This window comes from Streptomyces sp. NPDC001508, assembly GCF_040298665.1.
Classification (GTDB): domain Bacteria; phylum Actinomycetota; class Actinomycetes; order Streptomycetales; family Streptomycetaceae; genus Streptomyces.
The window spans coordinates 1-17,759 of sequence record NZ_JBEPAP010000023.1 but is presented as its reverse complement, the minus strand read 5'-3'; the positions used below and the strand labels follow the sequence as shown (position 1 = coordinate 17,759).

Here is a 17,759-nt window from a genome sequence, read left to right as displayed (position 1 = left end):
GCCCGTCACGGACTCCGCTCGCCCCGGCCCGGGGACGGGACGAAAAGGTGGGGTTTTCCCCCGGGCTCCGCGGCGGCGGACCTCATGGCGCGGGAGCGCGGCGCACGGCACGCTAGCCCGTATGACCGCTCGCATCCCATCCGCCGGGGCGGCCCCGACCGACGGTGACGACCGTCTGCCGCCGGCCCGCTTCGCCTTCGACGTGCACACCTGGAAGGAGATCGCCCATCTCCTGGCGAACCTGCCGGTGGCGCTGCTCGGCTTCACCTACGCGACCACGGCGCTCGTCACCAGTGGCGCGCTGACCCTCACCGTGATCGGCTTCCCGATGCTCGCCGCCACCCTGCTCGGCGCACGGGGGCTGGGAAAGCTGGAACGGGGGCGGGCCCGGGCGCTGCTCGGGGTGCGGGTGGACGAGCCGAGCCCGCTGCCGCTCGGCAGGGGCGGCGGGCTGCTGCAGCGGATGTGGATGGCGTTGAAGGACCCGGTGGGCTGGCGGACCCTGCTGTACGACTTCATCCGGCTGCCCTGGGGGATCCTCACCTTCGTCATCACGCTCACCTCGCTGTTCGTGCTGTGGCCGGTGCTGCCGTTCCTCGCGCGGGGCCTGGCGAACGTGGACCGGGTGATGGTGCGCGGGCTGCTGTCGCCCTCCGACGAGCTGGAGCGCCGTATCGCCGAACTGGAGTCGGACCGCGGGATCGTGGTGGACACCGCGGCGGCTGACCTGCGGCGGATCGAGCGGGACCTGCACGACGGGGCGCAGGCCCGGCTGGTCAATCTGGCGATGGGGCTCGGCCTGGCCAAGGAGAAGCTGCTGGAGGATCCCGACACGGCCGCGACGATGGTCGAGGAGGCGCACGGCGAGGTGAAGCTCGCCCTCCAGGAGCTGCGCGACCTGGCCCGGGGCATCCATCCGGCCGTGCTCACCGACCGCGGCCTGGACGCCGCGCTGTCGTCGGTGGCCTCCCGCTGCACGGTGCCGGTGAAGGTGACGGCCGACCTGGAGTCGAGACCGGCCGCCGCGATCGAGGGCATCGCCTACTTCACGGTCTCGGAGCTGCTGCAGAACATCAGCAAGCACAGTGGCGCGCGGACCGCGTCCGTCGAAGTCTGGCGGTCCGCGGACCGGCTGCTCATCCAGGTGTGGGACGACGGCCGGGGCGGGGCGCGGCTCGACGCGGGCAGCGGGATGCGCGGGCTCGCTGAGCGGCTGGGCGCGGTCGACGGGCTGTTCGTGGTCGACTCCCCGGTCGGCGGGCCGACCACGGTCACCGCCGAGTTGCCCTGGCGGGACCGGACGGAGACCTCCTGACCCGGGGTGGGGAAAACCCCCCGTCCAAGACGCCGACGGCCTCCATGGTCCGCGGACCCGCGGCGCAGGAGGGTGGGGGTACGGCAGAAGGCCGCTGACGAGGAGAACGGGACGACGCCGATGGCCACGGAGTACGGACAGGGGTACGGGCACCGGTACGGATACGACGGTGCAGGCCGGCACCGGCTGCCGGCCGCACTGCGCGCGCCGTTCGCGGCGCGCAGCTGGCGCGAGTTCGGCTATGTGCTGCTGAGCCTGCCGATCAGCATCCTGATGTTCTCGTACGCGGTGACGATGGTGTCGTTCGGGGCGGGGCTGCTGGTGACGTTCCTCGGGATTCCGGTCCTGGCGGGGGCGCTGGCGGGATGCCGCGGTCTGGGCGCGCTGGAGCGGGCGCGGGCGCGGGGACTGCTCGGTCTGGAGGTCGCCGAACCGGAGCCGCTGCGGATGCGCAAGCCGGGCGTCATGGCCTGGATGGGCGCGGTTCTGAAGAGCGGCACGTCGTGGCGGCATCTGCTGTACGCGCTGCTGCACTTCCCCTGGGCGATGTTCTCCTTCGTCGTCGCGCTGAACTTCTGGGCGATCGGCTGGACGCTGGTGACGTATCCGCTGTGGTTCTGGGTCTTCCCGGTGTACGCCGGCCAGGGCGGCATCCAGCTCTACGGCGACGAACACCACCGGATCTACCTCGACAACCCCTTCGAGATCACCGTCACGGCGCTGATCGGGCTGCTGTTCACGCTGGCCACGCCGTGGATCGTGCGGGCGCTGACGATGGTGGACCGGCTGCTGGTGCACGGACTGCTCGGGCCGTCACGGCTGTCGGCGCGGGTGGTGGAGCTGGAGTCGGACCGGGGTGTGGTGGTCGACACGGCGGCGGCGGACCTCAGGCGGATCGAACGGGATCTGCACGACGGGGCGCAGGCCCGGCTGGTGGCGCTGGCCATGGACCTGGGGCTGGCGAAGGAGAAGCTGACCGAGGACCCGCAGTCGGCGGCGCGGATGGTGGAGGAGGCGCACGGCGAGGTGAAGACGGCGCTCCAGGAGTTGCGGGACCTGGCCCGCGGTATCCATCCCGCCGTGCTGACGGACCGCGGTCTGGACGCCGCCCTCTCCGCGGTCGCCTCCCGCTGCACCGTGCCGGTGCAGGTCGAGGTGGACCTGACGCGGCGTCCCGCGCCGGCGATCGAGGGGATCGCCTACTTCACGGTCTCGGAACTGCTGCAGAACATCAGCAAGCACTCCCGGGCCAGGTGGGCGTCGGTGGATGTGTGGCAGTCGGACGACCGGCTGATGCTGCAGGTCGTGGACGACGGGGTGGGCGGAGCCGATGTGTCCGGGGGTTCGGGTCTGGCCGGGCTGGCGGAGCGGCTGGACGCGGTGGACGGGATCCTGGTGGTGGACTCCCCGCCGGGCGGCCCGACCCGTGTGACGGCGGAACTGCCCTGGCGAGGCTGACCACGGCCGGCCGCGCGCGGCCCGGTGGCCACCCGACATGGGGGGCCACCGGGCCGCGCAGGCATGCCGGGCGCACACGGACGCGCCGCACACGTATCCCCAGCACACGGGTCGACAGCACACGGGTCAACAGCACATAGGCCCGCGGCACACAGAGGCCTGCGGGCCGACCAGCGCGCAGTACACGGACCCGCAGCACACAGGCGCGCAGCACCTGGGTCCACCGCACACAGGCCGGCAGCACATGGGTCCGCGGCACACGCGCGTGCGGCACGAGGCCGTTCCCGGAGCGCGCTGTCCCGGAACCGGCCCGGCGGCACACGCGCGTGCGGCACGAGGGGGCAGGCAACCGAATCCGGCCTGAAGCGGTCCCTTCTTCCGGTGCCGCTCTTCCGACGCCGGACCTCCGATGCCGGGACTTCCGACGCCGGACCTCCGGTGCCGGACCTCCGGTGCCGGGTCCTCCGGTGCCGGGTCCTCCGGTGCCGGGTCCTCCGGTGCCGGTATTTCGTGCGGTTGTTCCGATGCCGCGGGAGCGGCGCGGTGGGATTGCTGGAATGCTGGACCCCCGTACGGACGGGCACCGTCGAAGGTTCGGGCTGTGGGGGGCCGGAGGATCGTGGAGGACGTGGAGGACAGGGTGCGGGTGGTCATCGCCGAGGATTCGGTGCTGCTCAGAGAGGGCCTGACCCGGTTGCTGACCGACCGCGGGCACGAGGTGGTGGGCGGCGTCGGAGACGCCGAGGCGCTGATCAAGACCATTGCGGACCTGGCCGGGCAGAATGCGCTGCCGGACGTGGTGGTCGCGGACGTACGGATGCCGCCGACGCACACGGACGAGGGGGTGCGGGCCGCCGTACGGCTGCGCAAGGCGCACCCGGACCTCGGGGTGCTGGTGCTGTCGCAGTACGTGGAGGAGCGCTACGCCACCGAACTGCTGGCCGGTTCCAGCCGCGGCGTCGGATATCTGCTCAAGGACCGCGTCGCCGAGGTGCGGGAGTTCGTGGACGCGGTGGTGCGGGTGGCGCGGGGCGGTACGGCCCTGGACCCGGAGGTCGTCGCGCAGCTGCTCGGCCGCAGCCGCAAGCAGGATGTGCTCGCGGGGCTCACGCCGCGGGAGCGGGAGGTCCTGGGGCTGATGGCGGAGGGGCGGACCAACTCGGCGATCGCCAAGCAGCTGGTGGTCAGCGACGGGGCCGTGGAGAAGCACGTCAGCAATATCTTCCTGAAGCTGGGCCTGTCGCAGAGTGAGGGGGACCACCGGCGAGTTCTGGCCGTTCTCACCTATCTGAACTCGTGATGGCCCATCCGGACCGCGATGCCATCCGGACCGCGATGGCCTCTGGGCCGTGCTGGCCTGTCTGGACCGCGATGGCCCGTCTGGACCGTGCTGGCCCCTCTCGGCCGTGATGGCCTGACAGGGTGCCGGCGGCGGGCCGGCCGGTCGCGTTTCCCGGGATGCGGGATGGCCGTGTGCCAGAACGGGAAGTGAAAACCGGGGAACGAGCCGGGAGCGTCTTCGAAGAAGCCTGGGGGCGGGACATCGTGACATGTCAGGGCGACGGGCCGTCTCGTCATGCCGTCCATCATGCGAATGGCCGCGGGAAGGCGACCCTAAGCGACGTAGGGTTGATCCTGGGAAGGTCCCTGGGACGACCATGCCCGGAGAGCAGCCTCGAAGGAGGTCCAGTTCAGTGACCAGCCAGGTCAGCAGCCCAGCGGAGCAGGCCGACGGTGCCGTCGTAGGAGAGCAGCGCAAACCGGGCGGTACGAAGGACGTCCGGCGTCTGGAACGGGTGGTCATCCGGTTCGCGGGCGACTCGGGTGACGGTATGCAGCTCACGGGTGACCGGTTCACCTCGGAGACGGCGTCGTTCGGCAACGACCTGTCGACGCTGCCGAACTTCCCGGCGGAGATCCGGGCCCCCGCCGGCACCCTGCCGGGTGTCTCGTCGTTCCAGTTGCACTTCGCCGACCACGACATCCTCACGCCCGGCGACGCGCCGAACGTCCTCGTGGCGATGAACCCGGCCGCGCTGAAGGCGAACATCGGCGACCTGCCGCGCGGCGCGGAGATCATCGTCAACACGGACGAGTTCACCAAACGGGCGATGCAGAAGGTCGGTTACGCCACCAGCCCGCTGGAGGACGGCTCGCTGGACGGCTACGGGCTGCACCCGGTGCCGCTGACCACCTTGACGGTGGAGGCGCTGAAGGACTTCGACCTCACCCGCAAGGAGGCCGAGCGCAGCAAGAACATGTTCGCGCTGGGCCTGTTGTCGTGGATGTACCACCGGCCGACCGAGGGCACGGAGAGGTTCCTGCGGACCAAGTTCGCGAACAAGCCGGAGATCGCCGAGGCCAACCTGACGGCCTTCCGCGCGGGCTGGAACTTCGGCGAGACCACGGAGGACTTCGCCGTCTCCTACGAGGTCGCCCCGGCCGCGAAGGCCTTCCCGGTGGGCACCTACCGCAACATCTCGGGGAACCTGGCCCTGGCCTACGGCCTGGTCAGCGCCTCCCGCCAGGCGGATCTGCCGCTGTTCCTCGGCTCGTACCCGATCACCCCGGCCTCGGACATCCTGCACGAGCTGTCCAAGCACAAGAACTTCGGCGTGCGGACCTTCCAGGCCGAGGACGAGATCGCCGGCATCGGCGCCGCGCTCGGGGCGGCCTTCGGCGGCTCCCTGGCGGTGACGACGACGAGCGGCCCCGGTGTGGCGCTGAAGTCGGAGACCATCGGGCTGGCCGTCTCGCTGGAGCTGCCGCTGCTGGTGATCGACATCCAGCGGGGCGGGCCGTCGACCGGTCTGCCGACCAAGACCGAGCAGGCCGACCTGTTGCAGGCGATGTTCGGCCGCAACGGCGAGGCCCCGGTGCCGATCGTCGCGCCGCGCACGCCTGCCGACTGCTTCGACGCGGCCCTGGAGGCGGCCCGGATCGCGCTGACGTACCGCACGCCGGTGCTGCTGCTGTCCGACGGCTATCTGGCCAACGGCTCCGAGCCGTGGCGGATCCCCTCGCTGGAGGAGCTGCCCGATCTGCGCGTGCGGTTCGCACAGGGCCCCAACCACACCCTGGACGACGGCACCGAGGTGTTCTGGCCCTACAAGCGCGACCCCGAGACGCTCGCCCGCCCGTGGGCCATTCCCGGCACACCGGGTCTGGAGCACCGCATCGGAGGCATCGAGAAGCAGGACGGCACGGGGAACATCTCCTACGACCCGGCCAACCACGACTACATGGTCCGCACCCGGCAGGCGAAGATCGACGGCATCGAGGTGCCCGACATCGAGGTCGACGATCCGGACGACGCGCGCCTCCTCGTCCTGGGCTGGGGTTCCACCTACGGGCCCATCACCGCGGCGGTGCGCCGGCTGCGGGTCAAGGGGGTGCCGGTGGCACAGGCCCATCTGCGCCATCTCAACCCGTTCCCGGGGAATCTCGGCGAGGTGCTGAGACGTTACGACAAGGTGGTGGTCCCGGAGATGAACCTGGGTCAGCTCGCCCTGCTGATCCGGGCGAAGTATCTGGTCGACGCCCGCTCCTACAACCAGGTCAGCGGAATGCCGTTCAAGGCGGAACAGCTCGCCGCGGCGCTGAAGGAGGCCATCGATGGCTGAGACGTCCACGAGCGGCACGGACACGATCGAGGCGCTCTCGCTCGTGCCGAAGGCCGGGGCCCGGCAGTCGATGAAGGACTTCAAGTCGGACCAGGAGGTGCGCTGGTGCCCGGGATGCGGTGACTACGCGATCCTGGCGGCCGTGCAGGGCTTCATGCCGGAGCTGGGTCTGGCCCGGGAGAACGTGGTGTTCGTGTCGGGCATCGGATGCTCCTCCCGTTTCCCGTACTACATGAACACCTACGGGATGCACTCCATCCACGGCCGGGCTCCCGCGATCGCGACCGGTCTGGCCGCCACCCGGCGTGATCTGTCCGTCTGGGTCGTCACGGGCGACGGGGACGCGCTGTCGATCGGCGGCAACCACCTCATCCACGCACTGCGCCGCAACGTCAACCTGAAGATCCTCCTCTTCAACAACCGGATCTACGGATTGACCAAGGGCCAGTACTCGCCGACATCGGAGGTCGGCAAGATCACCAAGTCGACGCCGATGGGCTCCCTGGACGCGCCGTTCAACCCCGTCTCGCTGGCGCTCGGCGCGGAGGCGTCGTTCGTGGCCCGGACCATCGACTCCGACCGCAAGCACCTCACCGGCGTGCTGCGGGAGGCCGCGGCCCACCCGGGCACCGCGCTGGTGGAGATCTACCAGAACTGCAACATCTTCAACGACGGTGCCTTCGACGCCCTCAAGGACCAGCACGGCGTCCAGGAGGCGGTGATCCGCCTGGAGCACGGGCAGCCGGTCCGGTTCGGCCCGGACGGCGGCCGGGGCGTGGTGCGCGACCCGCTTACCGGCGATCTGGAGATCGTCACCGTGACGCCCGACAACGAGGACCGCATCCTCGTCCACGACGCCCACGCGGCCTCGCCGGCCACGGCTTTCGCCCTGTCCCGGCTGGCCGACCCGGACACCCTGCACCAGACGCCCATCGGCGTCCTGCGCAGCGTCGAGCGCCCGGTGTACGAGACGCGGATGGCCGAGCAGCTCGACGCGGCCGTCGAGCAGCGCGGCAAGGGGGACCTTGCGGCCCTGCTGGCCGGCAACGACACATGGACCGTCATCGGCTGACCGTCATCGGCGGGCCGTCGCGGGCAGACCGATCCGGCGGCGCCGACGACCGACCACACGGCAGGGCGAGGGCCCGGACACACCATCCGGGCCCTCGCCCACATCACACCCCTGAACCGCCACCCCGACCGACGTCCGGCCTCTCAAGCGGCTGACGCGTCCGGCCCCGAGCGGCTGTCCCATCCGGGCGACGTCTGCCAGCGGCCGACGTCCGAGCGGTCGGCGCGGCCGGCCCGCCCGAGCGTCTGACACCGTCCGGGCCATGCCTGCCAGGCATCTGACGCGGCCGACGGCCGGTGGCCGAGCAGCCGACGCGGCCGGCCCGTAAGAGTGGCGGGCTCGGCAGGGGCCAACGGAGCAGTTGGCATGTCCGGGTCCGGGTCTGCCAAGCGGCTGACGCGGCTGGTGTCCGAGCCAGTGACGCGGCCGGGCCGCCCAGCATGTGGCACGTCCGGCGTCCGAGTGGCGGGCTCGGCCGGGCCGTGCCTTTCAGACAGCTGATGCGGCCCGGTCGTGGATTTCGGGCGGGGGTGTCAGGCCCGCCGGTCGGCCGTCGTGGCGGCTTGCTGCGCGGCCCGCTTGGTCTCGTCGTACCGCTCCCGGGCCTCCCGCACCTCGCCCATCCGTGTCTCGGTCCACAGCGCCAGCGCCCGGACCTGCTGCGCCACCTCACGGCCGAGCGCGGTGAGCGAGTAGTCGACCCGGGGCGGGATCACCGGCTTGGCGTCCCGGTGCACAAACCCGTCGCGTTCCAGGACCTGGAGGGTCTGGGCGAGCATCTTCTCGCTGACGTCCCGGCCGAAGCGCCCGACCGCCCGGCGCAGCTCGCTGAACCGGTGGGGACTGTCCAGCAGCTCGATCAGGACGAGGACGCCCCAGCGGCTGGTGACGTGTTCGAGGACGAGACGGTAGGGGCACATCGCCTCGCCGGCGTCCCGGGCCACCTTCTCCACAGCACTAACTCCCATGCCCGTACCTTACTTCAAAGTGGGTACTATCCCAGAGTTAGCGCAACTCCTAGGGTTAGCGACAGACGCACCCCCACTAGGAGTTCTCCACCATGAGCATCGTCGTCACCGGAGCCACCGGACACCTCGGCCGCCACGTCGTCAACCAGTTGCTGGAGGAGGTCCCGGCCGAGCAGATCACCGCCGTCGTGCGCGACGAGGCGAAGGCCGCCGACTTCGCGGCCCGCGGCGTACGGATCGCCGTGGCCGACTACAACAGGCCCGAGACCTTCGGCCATCTCTTCGCCGCCGGCGACAGGGTGCTGCTGATCTCCGGCAACGAGTTCGACAAGGGCCGGGTCCGACAGCACACCGTCGTCATCGACGCCGCCAAGGCGGCCGGCGTCGCCCTGCTCGCCTACACCAGCGCCCCCGGCAGCCTGACGGCCGCCCTCGCCGACGACCACCGGGCCACCGAGCAGGTACTGCTCGCCTCCGGCCTGCCCTACACGCTGCTGCGCAACGGCTGGTACCACGAGAACTACACGGAGAACCTCGCCCCGGTGCTGGCGCACGACGCCGTCGTCGCGGCGGCGGGCGAGGGCCGGATCTCCTCGGCCTCGCGCGCCGACTACGCGGCCGCCGCCGTCGCCGTGCTCACCGGCGAGGGGCACGAGAACAAGACGTACGAGCTGGGCGGCGACGAGGCGTGGAGCCTGGAGGAGTACGCGGCCGAGCTGAGCAGGCAGACCGGCAAGGAGATCGCCTACAACTCCGTGCCGGGCGAGACCCTGCTGGGCATCCTGACCGGCGCCGGAGTGCCCGAGGCGATGGCCGCGATCCTGGTCGGCGTCGACGCGTCGATCGCCAAGGGCGAGCTGGTCGTCTCCACCGGCGATCTGTCCCGCCTGGCCGGGCGGCCGATCACCCCGCTCGCGGAGGCCGTCGCCGCCGCGCTCAAGGGCTGACCGGCCGCACCGCGAGCACCGCCCATGTACTTGAGCGGGGTGCCCTGGTGGGTGTGGATGTGCATGCTGCCGGGCCGTTTGACCTGCGTGCCGGGCCAGTTGACGTTGTTCACGAAGAAGCCGGCCCGAGCGACCACCCTGCGGTACTCGGGGGAGTTGAGCAGCACGTACTCGACGTCCGCGCGAGCCCCGGTCCGCGCCCCTGCCCTGTCATGACCGTATGCCAACACGGGTATGACAGGCGGGGGCGCTCGGCGCTACCTTCGTCGAGGCGAACACGCGCGCGGATGTGAGAGGGAGGGGCCCGTGGCCAGCGAGTCGAGGGGTGAGCAGCGGACAGGTCTGCTGAACGGCTTCGCGGCGTACGGCATGTGGGGGCTCGTACCGCTGTTCTGGCCCCTGCTGAAGCCCGCCGGAGCGATGGAGATCCTCGCCCACCGGATGGTGTGGTCCCTGGCCCTCGTCGCCGTGCCGCTGCTCGTCGTACGGCGCTGGGCCTGGGCCGGGGAACTGCTGCGCCAGCCGCGCCGGCTGGGGCTGATCGCGGTCGCGGCGACGGTGATCACGGTCAACTGGGGTGTCTACATCTGGGCCGTGAACGCCGGACACGTGGTCGAGGCATCCCTCGGATACTTCATCAATCCCCTGGTCACCATCGCGATGGGCGTGCTGATCCTGAAGGAGCGGCTGCGGCCCGTGCAGTGGGTGGCGGTCGGGATCGGCTTCGCCGCGGTGGTGGTGCTGACCGTCGGTTACGGCCGCCCGCCGTGGATCTCCCTGAGCCTCGCCTTCTCCTTCGCCACGTACGGGCTGGTGAAGAAGAAGGTCAACCTCGGCGGCATCGAGTCACTGGCCGCCGAGACCGCGGTCCAGTTCCTGCCCGCGCTCGGCTATCTGCTGTGGCTGACCGCGCACGGCGGCTCCACCTTCACCGGTGGCGGCGCCGGGCACGCGGCCCTGCTCGCCGCCACCGGGGTGGTCACCGCGCTCCCCCTCGTCTGCTTCGGCGCCGCGGCGATACGGGTGCCCCTGTCGACGCTGGGGCTGTTGCAGTACCTGGCGCCCGTCTTCCAGTTCCTGCTGGGCGTCCTCTACTTCGGCGAGGCCATGCCGCCCGAGCGCTGGGCCGGGTTCGCGCTGGTGTGGCTGGCGCTGTCGCTGCTGACCTGGGACGCCCTGCGCGCCGCCCGCCGCGCGGCCCGCACCGCCCGCGCGCTCGCCGGCGAGAGCGCCGTCTCCAGCAGGACCATGACGACCGGCACGGCGAGCACCGCCCGGAAGGCACAGAGCCTCACCTCGGGAGCGGAGCCGGACCCGGAGGCCGCCAGACCGTAGCCCGCGGTCACCACCGCGATCCCGATCGCCGACCCGAACTGGGCAGGAACAGCCCGTAGGTGAGCACGGCAGGCAGGAAGCCGCCGACGATCACGCGGGCGTTGCCGTGGCGGGCGACCAGTTTCGGGGGGAGGGGCGGGGCGAGGACCGCGTCGCAGCCCATGACGACGAGCGTGAGCGCCGTCCGCAGTGAGCGGCCAGCCGCGCAGAAGGCGCCGTTGAGCCGGGGACCCGCTGCCGTCCGGTGGGGCTGTCAGTGCCGTCGGCTATAAGTGGCCGGTATGACGCAGACATCCGCACCCGGCCCCGTCCCGCTCCACTGGAAGCTGGTCATCGACGCCGCCGACCCGCATGCGCAGGCCGACTTCTGGGCCGCCGCGCTGCACTACGAGGTCGAGGACAACAGCGCCTTCATCGAACGGCTGCTGGGGCTCGGCGCGCTGCCCGGCGCGGCCACCGTCGAGCACCACGGCCGCCCCGCCTTCCGGGACCTGATCGCCGTACGGCACCCCGACGATCCGTACGACAAGGACAGCGGTACCGGGCTGGGGCGGCGGCTGCTGTTCCAGCGGGTCCCGGAACCGAAGTCCGGCAAGAACCGGCTCCACATCGACGTGCACGCGGGCGCGGGCGGACGCGAGGACGAGGTCGGCCGGCTGGAGCGACTGGGCGCGCGGGTACGGCGGCGGGTGCGGGAGAACGGCGGGGAGTGGGTGGTGATGACCGGCCCCAACACGTCTAACTACCGGTTCTGAGCATACGCGCACGTCAGCACCAACGACAGAGCCCCGCCCGGCAGTTGGCCGAACGGGGCGTTTTGCTGTCTGTGGTCAGTCGCAGAACGACGACTTCACGGCGGTCACGATCTCTGCGGCTTGGTCGTCCGTGAGGCTTGGCACGGTGCCCCCCTCATACCGGCTCTTGGCGTTGCTCTGGACGGTCGCCGCTTCCTTGCCGCCCTGAATATCTAGGCAGACGTTCCGCGCCCGATCAACGGCCCAGTCTTCCTTGGCCACTAGACCAGGGTCCACAGCCCGCAGAGCGCTTATTAGGGCTTCGGTCTGTGCAGCATCGGGCGACGGGATGCCGGACGGCTTGGACGGTTCCGGGCTCGCCTTGTCCGCGGGCTTGGCTGCCGCTGTAGCGCTCGGCTTCGGACTCTCGGCTGTTGCCTTGTCCGGCTCATCCTCGAACAGCGAGAGCACCCCGCCGAACGCGAGCACTGCCGCCCCCGTGATGATCCATGTCTTTCGCTTCACTGCTTCCCCTCCCCGATTGTTCACAAGACCACCGCTTGACTATCACGTCTCGTCCGCGCCACGTGTGCCCCTCGTGCGGATCACGTCATCCGGAGTCGGTCCGGCTCCGAGTTCTGCCGCGTGGTCCGGGCACGCGTAGAGGGTCGTACCGGGGCCGCTGTTGCTCTGAATCCAGCGGACTGCTACGGGCACGTTCGTGAGGGTGTGGCACTTGATGCACAGCGCCACGCGTCCGGCGAGGACGGTCGGGAACCCTTCCTCGGCGGTCACGCTGCCACCCGCTCTCGCGTCACGAGACTGCCGAGCGGCATGGTCGGATAGTCGTAGTCCACGCCGAGTGCGGCGAACTCGGCAGCCCACAACCGTTCACGCTGTAGGGCGGGCAGTTCCCGTGTGCGCTCGTCCTTGAAGATGGCCCGGACTTCCCGCGACGACGGACCGGTCCACGGACGGGACCAGGGCGACACGGGGGCGGGCTCGGGCTCGGGAGTCTGCGCGGCGAGGAATTCCGCGCTGTGACGTCCGGGCCGGTGGGGGACGAGGACGGAGAGCACCCAGATAAGGGCGCGGGCGATAACATCGCGCATGGTCGTGCAGCTCCTTAGCAAGCTGTCTCGGCAAGCCCCGATGGACCGGGCCTAATCGGTCTGTCGGGGCGTTTTGTTGTGTTCGGTGGATCACGCTAAGCCAACACGTCTAACTCGTCTACCTGTCTAACAGATCTGCCCGTCTAAGTCGCCCATGATTGACCCGTTGTCTACGCTCTCCCCATGCCTGAGCGCTCCCCGGACCCGCACACTCCCCGAGCCCCGTATATGCGGGTGCTGGACGCGTTGACCGGGGATATCCGGGCGGGCAAGTTCGCTCCCGGTGCGCGCATTCCGTCCGAAGCCGAGCTATGCGAGCGGCACGGCGTAGCTCGGGAGACAGCCCGCCGAGCGGTGCGCGTGCTCCGGGAACGCGGGCTCGTCGTCACTGAGTGGGGTAAGGGAACGTTCGTTGCCGGTCCCACCGAGCGGGGCGAGGACGAGCACCAGGACGACTAGTCCGGCTTCCTGGTGAGCCGTGCGAGCCACCCCGAGTAGTTCGCGAGGATGCATCGGCGCAGTGCTTCCGTTTCGGGGTCGCGCACGTCCCACGAGTGTTCGCGGGCGTGGGCTTGGTAGAGGGTGCACGCGTCGTCATCGGGCAGCCGGTTGGTTTCGCACCAGCGCAGGGACTCAAAGCGCATCGTTCCGTCTGGCGTCCAGCGTGCCCACAGTCCGTGTGTCGGCTGGTCTCGCCAGTCCCATACATGGTCGGCGTGCTCACCTCCGTGCCAGAGGGCAAGTTCGCAGCGGACGAGCCCGGACGTGCCGACTAGTTCGCGGTCACTGACTCGCCCTTGTCCGGCGAGGATCGCAAAGAGTAGGTCCACGGGCGGAACCTCGGCCGTGGCGGTGCACTGACGCATGGGGCTTCCTTGAATCGGGACAGGGAAGCCCCGCCCATGCGCCACGGGGGCAGCACACGGACGGGGCCGGGGTGGCACCCTCACCGCTTCGGGGGTAGCGGTGTCGGATCGGGTGCCAGGGACCGGCACGCGGACTGTCAGGGCAGCGTCCGCAGTGCCGGAGCTATCGCGCCCCCATGGATGCGCGCCATCGCCCGCGGGACAGATGGCACACCCCATCAGGAGTGATGCGGACGCGCGCACCGAGCAACGGCAACGAGCCTTCCGCGTTGAGCCGGTTTCGGATGCGCTCCAGGGCGGTCCAGAGCTGTTGTGGGCCGCTCTGGTGTACTTCCGGCGGGTCGGTCCACTCGGCGGACGCGCGTGCCCATGATCCGTCCGGGTGCACCAGGTAGGCCGTGCGTGTCCGCCCGCTGGTTTCGTAGCCGAGTTCCACGCCCGGTGTGGTGACTTCCAGCATGGATCTGAGTTCCCATGCGTTCGCCACGTCCACCACGGGATAGCGGCCCGTGCTCGTCTCGTCCCCGTCTGCCTCACGGGCGAGGGCGAACAGTTCGGCGAGGGCGGGCGGGTAGTCGTCGCCAGACCGGGTGACCATGAAACCCGCCATGTCCCGTTCCACCTGCCCCACCACGTCCCCGTTCCGGTCTTTCCATCCGGTGATGATCAGGGACGTGCGCGCGAGCGTTGTTGCGATGCGTCCGCCGGGTTCCAGTGCGGCGAGCACCGCGCGGAGTCCCGGACCGGGGGCGAGGGCGACCGTGCACACGATGCGGTCATACGAGCCCGGCACTTCCTCGGTGGCGTCCGCTGCGACCATCTTCGGGTGGTAGCCCATGCCCGCGAGCCGGTCCCGCGCTGCACTGACTAGGTACGGGTCCACGTCCAGACTCGTCACGTGCTCGTCCCCGAGTCGGTGACAGGCGTACGCGGTGAGCCCGCCGGCTCCGGTGCCCAAGTCCAGCAGGGACAGCCCGTCCCCGAGTCGCCCGTGTCGCAGCATGCGCACCACCAGACTCGGCATGGTGGCGGACGACGTGGGCAGTCCCTCGGGCTGGTCGCCGGGCTCGGCATCATCGGCGTGCAGCGTGCCGACCCTGGTAGTCAGGGACCGGTCCGCGTACGCGGCTTCCGCCCACGCTTCCGGGGCGCTCGGTCCGTCGTGCAGCACCCACCGGCCCGAGTCGTCCACGTCCCACCAGCGCGGGACCAGCTCGTGACGGGCGACGCGTGCCACGGGGGTGAGCCACCGTGAATCCGGGTCGGTCACCTGGTCCGCGAGGGTGCTTGCCTTGCTCTCCCAATCCATGTTGCCGAGCCTTTCAGGTCAGTACGCGGGGTCACAGGCTTCGGTGTTCGCGGGGTCACAGTCGCCCGAGTCATCCGGCGTACACGCGGCGCGAGGCGTGGGGACGCTTGCCGAGAGTTCCGCCCACGCCGTACCGCCGAGCAGATCGGCGAGCGAGGTTTCCCGGACGTTGCCCGCCGGGAAGTCGCGCGAGAGCACGCAGCCGGCTAGGTCCCCGTTCGGGAGGATGGCAGCACGTCCGCGGGTGCACCGCCCGCACATCTCATCCAGCGTCGGTTTCGCACCAGGCAGAGCGGCACGGCCCACGGCGCGCACCCGGTCCGTGTTGATGTGCTGCACGCCCATGGATTCCAGCTCGGTGCGCGCTTCGGCAACGCGCTGCCCCGGCAGAATGTCCACGATTCCGGCGCGGATCGTGACCCCGCGATTGACGGCTTCGCGGATGTGGCATCGGGTGCGGACGTAGCTGCCTTCACGCCCGGTGATCTTGTCGTGTTCGGCGGGGTCGTCGCTGTAGTAGCTCGTCCCGAGCGTCACGCCCTCGCGGGTGAACACGTCCCACCAGTCGGGGGCGACGTGGAACAGGTTGCTGTAAATCTCCACGTGCAGCCCGAGCGAGAGCCCGAGTTCCGTGAACTCCCGCCAGTGCGGGTGAACGGTCGGCTCACCGCCGATCAACTGAATCGTGCGGATGCCGAGTGCGGCAGCAGCCGTGATGACCGCGTGCCAGTCCGCGGGCGTCATCATGCCGTGGCTCGCTTGCGGGCTGGACTCGGACAGACAGTGCGTGCACGTGAGCTGACACTTACCGGTGATCTCCAGCTCAAGCGAGTTGATCCCGGCAACAGGCTTGCGGGTGGGCGGTTCAATGAGCGTGGTCACGATGGGGCGTCCTTCCGTTGTGTCGGATGGGCTGTCCGGTGATGGGCCGGACGGTGGGGTTACGCCTGGTCTTCGGGCTCACTGTTGTCGCCATACAGGCTGTCCGGGGTGTGGTGGCGAACGTGCCGGTCCGCCAACGCCCCCTGTGTCTGGTCGGGGCGGGGTTCCGGGGTCTTGCCCGTGTCCCGCCTGATGGCTGCCGCAGCGGCGGCAACAGTGTTCTTCGCCTTGCCCATTGCTCAGTTCTCCATGGGTGTGTACTGGTGCGGCCGGTCGGCTGCCAGACCGTCACGCACGACAGCCGACCGGGGTTGAGCCCCGCCCCCTGCCACAGAGCGAGTCACGGCCCCGTGCTGTCCTGGTCCGGGTCCTATGTGGCGAGGGCGGGAGTATCAGCGCGCTACGTGCACGGGTCCGCAGCGAGGGCATAGAGCGGGTGCGACAGCCCGCCGATTCGGTGGGCTATCGGCTCGGGCGACACCTGGTCGGGCTCGTGGGCGGGCAGCCGGACCGGCCAGACGGACAGGGTGTACGTACAGTCCGCATCCGGAACCTTGATGAACAGTGGATGCCCGCCCTTGATGTGCTCGCGTGCCGCGCGTTCCTCGTCGGGATCGTCGGCCCACACCCGCAGTTCCGTGAGGCAGTCGGGGACGGGTACCGAGTCCAATTCGATAGCCCAGGGCCAACGGTCGAACGCCGGGTAGTCGGCGGGGTCGGGGTCGAGCCGGTCAGCGACGCGCCGTGCCTCGCCACGGAGCCACCGGAGCACCAGCACAGGCGAAATGCTCTGGAAGGTGCCTAAGACGTACTGCACGGTCTCTCCCGTGCCATACACCGGCCCTTCCGCGCGTACCTCTGCCCAGTAGCCCGCCGGCTCCGGTCTGCTGTTCATGACGGACACCCCCGCCACATGACCCACGGGCATTCGATCACTTCGGCATAGCTGGTGTGCTCGGGATGCCCGCGCATGTGGTCGAACGCCCACGTCTGCGGCTCGGTCGGGTCCTCGCTTGGGGGTGATTTCGCGGCGCATTCGGTGTCGTCCTCGGTGAGCGTGAGGCACCGGAACGAGTACGTCAGCGGCGGGGCGTCGTCGTCCTGATCGGGTCGTAACGTCCAGTCGACGAACCGGAACGTGCGACGGGTCGCAGTGGTCACAGCAGCTCACCCCGGCTTCGTGCGTTCGCTCGGGCGGTCTCCGCACTCAGACGCTCTATGGGGTCCACGGGACGCACTTGCTCGGGCTCCGCTTCCCACTCGGTCCCGCCACCGATGGGGCGCAGTGACCAGTACGGGCCGGCGACCCCGCGGAACTCTCCAACCTGGTCACCCCGGCTGGTGTCCACCATGAGCGCGCCGGGTTTGGGAACGCGGACGGGCTCGTTTGTGGGAACGTTCTGCGCAGACACCGCCGCTCCTCTCCGTAGTGCTTCCGCTACTCGGGTGGCCTAGCGTGACCTACTGGCGCGGTGTCATCAACTTGCGGCATTTGCTCGGAGAGTTAGGAACTCTGCATGGTGAACCGAAAGGAACTCGACCCCGAGGAGTCCCCCTCAGCACGCTTCGGCCAGCGTCTACGGCAGCTTCGCGACGAACGCGGGTGGACGCAGGACGAGCTAGGGACGCGCATGGGATGCACCGGGACGCACATTTCTGCCGTCGAAACTGGTCGTCGCCCTCCAACTCAGCGCTTCGCGACGAGTGCTGACAGAGCGTTCGGAACGGGCGACATGTTCCAACGCATGGTGCACGCCCTACAGAACACGGCGTTGCTAGAGGGGTTCCCGGAGTACGTGCGGCAAGAGGTACGAGCCGCAGAGATCAGACTCTTTGAACTAGGGATCGTTCCGGGTCTGCTCCAGACACCGGAGTACGCAGCAGCTATCGCCACGGGGGCAGTACGGCGGGGCGCGATCACGGAGCAGCAGGCGGAGGAACGGCTAACTCTCCTTGCCGAGCGGCAATCGTCGCTAGCCTCGATCTTTCGTGACGGTCCGTCGGTTTCTCTGGCGGGCCGTTTCGGTCGTCCGGGCTGATCACGGGCAGGTGTATGGCCCGGCTGTCGCGTCGGGTGGGCGCCGGGTTCCACGTCTCCGGCCGGGGCGGTGCTGTTCGTAGGGACGGGAAGCTACTGG

Annotated in this window: 21 protein-coding genes and 2 pseudogenes; 10 read left to right on the top strand and 13 right to left on the bottom strand. The window is 70.0% G+C overall.

Annotated elements, in window-relative coordinates; all coding sequences use genetic code 11:
* The first annotated feature begins 121 nt into the window (after window positions 1-121).
* The 5 genes from ABT245_RS21305 (at window position 122) to ABT245_RS21285 (ending at window position 7,468) form a co-directional block, all read left to right on the top strand.
* On the top strand, window positions 122-1,315 hold the full coding sequence (locus ABT245_RS21305) for a sensor histidine kinase (RefSeq protein ID WP_351735798.1): 1,194 nt from the start codon (window positions 122-124) through the stop codon (window positions 1,313-1,315).
* A gap of 120 nt (window positions 1,316-1,435) precedes the next feature.
* Window positions 1,436-2,773 (top strand): sensor histidine kinase, encoded by a 1,338-nt coding sequence (locus ABT245_RS21300; RefSeq protein WP_351736000.1) that lies wholly within the window; start codon window positions 1,436-1,438, stop codon window positions 2,771-2,773.
* Window positions 2,774-3,413: 640 nt separating this feature from the next.
* On the top strand, window positions 3,414-4,073 hold the full coding sequence (locus tag ABT245_RS21295) for a LuxR C-terminal-related transcriptional regulator (RefSeq protein WP_351735998.1): 660 nt from the start codon (window positions 3,414-3,416) through the stop codon (window positions 4,071-4,073).
* A gap of 394 nt (window positions 4,074-4,467) precedes the next feature.
* Window positions 4,468-6,396, top strand: a complete 1,929-nt coding sequence (locus tag ABT245_RS21290; protein WP_351735796.1) for a 2-oxoacid:acceptor oxidoreductase subunit alpha — start codon at window positions 4,468-4,470, stop codon at window positions 6,394-6,396.
* Window positions 6,389-7,468, top strand: a complete 1,080-nt coding sequence (locus tag ABT245_RS21285) for a 2-oxoacid:ferredoxin oxidoreductase subunit beta (RefSeq protein WP_351735794.1) — start codon at window positions 6,389-6,391, stop codon at window positions 7,466-7,468. Before ABT245_RS21290 ends, ABT245_RS21285 begins: the two co-directional genes overlap by 8 nt.
* Window positions 7,469-8,001: 533 nt before the next feature.
* Here the strand turns inward: ABT245_RS21285 and ABT245_RS21280 are convergent.
* Window positions 8,002-8,436, bottom strand: a complete 435-nt coding sequence (locus tag ABT245_RS21280) for a winged helix-turn-helix transcriptional regulator (RefSeq protein WP_351735792.1) — start codon at window positions 8,434-8,436, stop codon at window positions 8,002-8,004.
* 92 nt (window positions 8,437-8,528) lie between these two features.
* Between ABT245_RS21280 and ABT245_RS21275 the strand changes: the two genes are divergently transcribed.
* Entirely contained in the window at window positions 8,529-9,383 is an 855-nt protein-coding gene (locus tag ABT245_RS21275) for an SDR family oxidoreductase (RefSeq protein ID WP_351735790.1), read from the top strand.
* Window positions 9,384-9,454: 71 nt separating this feature from the next.
* Here the strand turns inward: ABT245_RS21275 and ABT245_RS46140 are convergent.
* Window positions 9,455-9,520 (bottom strand): annotated as a pseudogene (locus tag ABT245_RS46140) (hypothetical protein); the annotation flags it as partial.
* 169 nt (window positions 9,521-9,689) lie between these two features.
* Between ABT245_RS46140 and rarD the strand changes: the two are divergent.
* The gene (gene rarD, locus ABT245_RS21265) at window positions 9,690-10,718 is read left to right on the top strand and encodes an EamA family transporter RarD (protein ID WP_351735788.1); all 1,029 of its coding nucleotides are present in this window, start codon (window positions 9,690-9,692) and stop codon (window positions 10,716-10,718) included.
* 7 nt (window positions 10,719-10,725) lie between these two features.
* Here the strand turns inward: rarD and ABT245_RS21260 are convergent, their stop codons facing one another.
* Complete coding sequence (locus ABT245_RS21260; RefSeq protein ID WP_502982158.1) at window positions 10,726-10,881, bottom strand: hypothetical protein; 156 nt, start codon at window positions 10,879-10,881, stop codon at window positions 10,726-10,728.
* Window positions 10,882-10,999: 118 nt separating this feature from the next.
* On the opposite strand from ABT245_RS21260, the gene ABT245_RS21255 reads away from it, so the two are divergent.
* On the top strand, window positions 11,000-11,473 hold the full coding sequence (locus tag ABT245_RS21255) for a VOC family protein (protein WP_351735786.1): 474 nt from the start codon (window positions 11,000-11,002) through the stop codon (window positions 11,471-11,473).
* A gap of 75 nt (window positions 11,474-11,548) precedes the next feature.
* Here the strand turns inward: ABT245_RS21255 and ABT245_RS21250 are convergent, their stop codons facing one another.
* Genes ABT245_RS21250 through ABT245_RS21240 form a run of 3 tightly spaced genes read right to left on the bottom strand, consistent with a single transcriptional unit; the run spans window position 11,549 to window position 12,564 of the window.
* Window positions 11,549-11,977 carry a hypothetical protein gene (locus ABT245_RS21250; RefSeq protein ID WP_351735784.1) on the bottom strand — a complete coding sequence of 143 codons (429 nt, stop codon included), beginning with the start codon at window positions 11,975-11,977 and terminating at the stop codon, window positions 11,549-11,551.
* Between the two features lie 42 nt (window positions 11,978-12,019).
* Window positions 12,020-12,247, bottom strand: coding sequence for a hypothetical protein (locus ABT245_RS21245; RefSeq protein ID WP_351735782.1), 228 nt, complete (start codon window positions 12,245-12,247; stop codon window positions 12,020-12,022).
* On the bottom strand, window positions 12,244-12,564 hold the full coding sequence (locus ABT245_RS21240; RefSeq protein WP_351735780.1) for a hypothetical protein: 321 nt from the start codon (window positions 12,562-12,564) through the stop codon (window positions 12,244-12,246). Before ABT245_RS21240 ends, ABT245_RS21245 begins: the two co-directional genes overlap by 4 nt.
* A 183-nt stretch (window positions 12,565-12,747) precedes the next feature.
* Between ABT245_RS21240 and ABT245_RS21235 the strand changes: the two genes are divergently transcribed.
* Window positions 12,748-13,023: a GntR family transcriptional regulator gene (locus ABT245_RS21235; protein WP_351735778.1), complete on the top strand. Its 276-nt coding sequence runs from the start codon at window positions 12,748-12,750 to the stop codon at window positions 13,021-13,023.
* On the opposite strand, the gene ABT245_RS21230 is transcribed toward ABT245_RS21235, so the two are convergent.
* The 7 genes from ABT245_RS21230 to ABT245_RS21200 form a co-directional block, all read right to left on the bottom strand.
* Complete coding sequence (locus ABT245_RS21230) at window positions 13,020-13,208, bottom strand: hypothetical protein (protein ID WP_351735776.1); 189 nt, start codon at window positions 13,206-13,208, stop codon at window positions 13,020-13,022. The two genes, ABT245_RS21235 and ABT245_RS21230, sit on opposite strands and share 4 nt — an antisense overlap.
* Window positions 13,209-13,593: 385 nt before the next feature.
* Window positions 13,594-14,739 (bottom strand): methyltransferase domain-containing protein, encoded by a 1,146-nt coding sequence (locus ABT245_RS21225; RefSeq protein ID WP_351735774.1) that lies wholly within the window; start codon window positions 14,737-14,739, stop codon window positions 13,594-13,596.
* Between the two features lie 18 nt (window positions 14,740-14,757).
* Entirely contained in the window at window positions 14,758-15,621 is an 864-nt protein-coding gene (locus ABT245_RS21220; protein ID WP_351735772.1) for a radical SAM/SPASM domain-containing protein, read from the bottom strand.
* Window positions 15,622-15,680: 59 nt separating this feature from the next.
* The gene (locus ABT245_RS21215) at window positions 15,681-15,857 is read right to left on the bottom strand and encodes a hypothetical protein (protein ID WP_351735770.1); all 177 of its coding nucleotides are present in this window, start codon (window positions 15,855-15,857) and stop codon (window positions 15,681-15,683) included.
* Between the two features lie 164 nt (window positions 15,858-16,021).
* Window positions 16,022-16,516 (bottom strand): hypothetical protein, encoded by a 495-nt coding sequence (locus ABT245_RS21210; protein ID WP_351735768.1) that lies wholly within the window; start codon window positions 16,514-16,516, stop codon window positions 16,022-16,024.
* On the bottom strand, window positions 16,513-16,782 hold the full coding sequence (locus ABT245_RS21205; RefSeq protein ID WP_351735766.1) for a DUF7848 domain-containing protein: 270 nt from the start codon (window positions 16,780-16,782) through the stop codon (window positions 16,513-16,515). Before ABT245_RS21205 ends, ABT245_RS21210 begins: the two co-directional genes overlap by 4 nt.
* Window positions 16,779-16,973 (bottom strand): hypothetical protein, encoded by a 195-nt coding sequence (locus tag ABT245_RS21200; protein WP_351735996.1) that lies wholly within the window; start codon window positions 16,971-16,973, stop codon window positions 16,779-16,781. The genes ABT245_RS21205 and ABT245_RS21200 overlap by 4 nt, the downstream gene beginning before the upstream one ends.
* A gap of 165 nt (window positions 16,974-17,138) precedes the next feature.
* On the opposite strand from ABT245_RS21200, the pseudogene ABT245_RS21195 reads away from it, so the two are divergent.
* A pseudogene (locus tag ABT245_RS21195) lies at window positions 17,139-17,597 on the top strand (helix-turn-helix domain-containing protein); the annotation flags it as partial.
* Window positions 17,598-17,759 lie beyond the last annotated feature (162 nt).

Excerpts from the sequence above, each read along its gene's own strand:
- ABT245_RS21255 (WP_351735786.1), top strand. The coding sequence starts at position 11,000 with ATGACGCAGACATCCGCACCCGGCCCCGTCCCGCTCCACTGGAAGCTG.
- ABT245_RS21240 (WP_351735780.1), bottom strand. The coding sequence starts at position 12,564 with ATGCGCGATGTTATCGCCCGCGCCCTTATCTGGGTGCTCTCCGTCCTC.
- ABT245_RS21210 (WP_351735768.1), bottom strand. The coding sequence starts at position 16,516 with ATGAACAGCAGACCGGAGCCGGCGGGCTACTGGGCAGAGGTACGCGCG.
- ABT245_RS21300 (WP_351736000.1), top strand. The coding sequence starts at position 1,436 with ATGGCCACGGAGTACGGACAGGGGTACGGGCACCGGTACGGATACGAC.
- ABT245_RS21285 (WP_351735794.1), top strand. The coding sequence starts at position 6,389 with ATGGCTGAGACGTCCACGAGCGGCACGGACACGATCGAGGCGCTCTCG.
- ABT245_RS21230 (WP_351735776.1), bottom strand. The coding sequence starts at position 13,208 with ATGCGCTTTGAGTCCCTGCGCTGGTGCGAAACCAACCGGCTGCCCGAT.
- ABT245_RS21225 (WP_351735774.1), bottom strand. The coding sequence starts at position 14,739 with ATGGATTGGGAGAGCAAGGCAAGCACCCTCGCGGACCAGGTGACCGAC.
- ABT245_RS21280 (WP_351735792.1), bottom strand. The coding sequence starts at position 8,436 with ATGGGAGTTAGTGCTGTGGAGAAGGTGGCCCGGGACGCCGGCGAGGCG.
- ABT245_RS21305 (WP_351735798.1), top strand. The coding sequence starts at position 122 with ATGACCGCTCGCATCCCATCCGCCGGGGCGGCCCCGACCGACGGTGAC.
- ABT245_RS21200 (WP_351735996.1), bottom strand. The coding sequence starts at position 16,973 with ATGGTGGACACCAGCCGGGGTGACCAGGTTGGAGAGTTCCGCGGGGTC.
- ABT245_RS21215 (WP_351735770.1), bottom strand. The coding sequence starts at position 15,857 with ATGGGCAAGGCGAAGAACACTGTTGCCGCCGCTGCGGCAGCCATCAGG.
- ABT245_RS21235 (WP_351735778.1), top strand. The coding sequence starts at position 12,748 with ATGCCTGAGCGCTCCCCGGACCCGCACACTCCCCGAGCCCCGTATATG.
- ABT245_RS21275 (WP_351735790.1), top strand. The coding sequence starts at position 8,529 with ATGAGCATCGTCGTCACCGGAGCCACCGGACACCTCGGCCGCCACGTC.
- ABT245_RS21260 (WP_502982158.1), bottom strand. The coding sequence starts at position 10,881 with ATGGGCTGCGACGCGGTCCTCGCCCCGCCCCTCCCCCCGAAACTGGTC.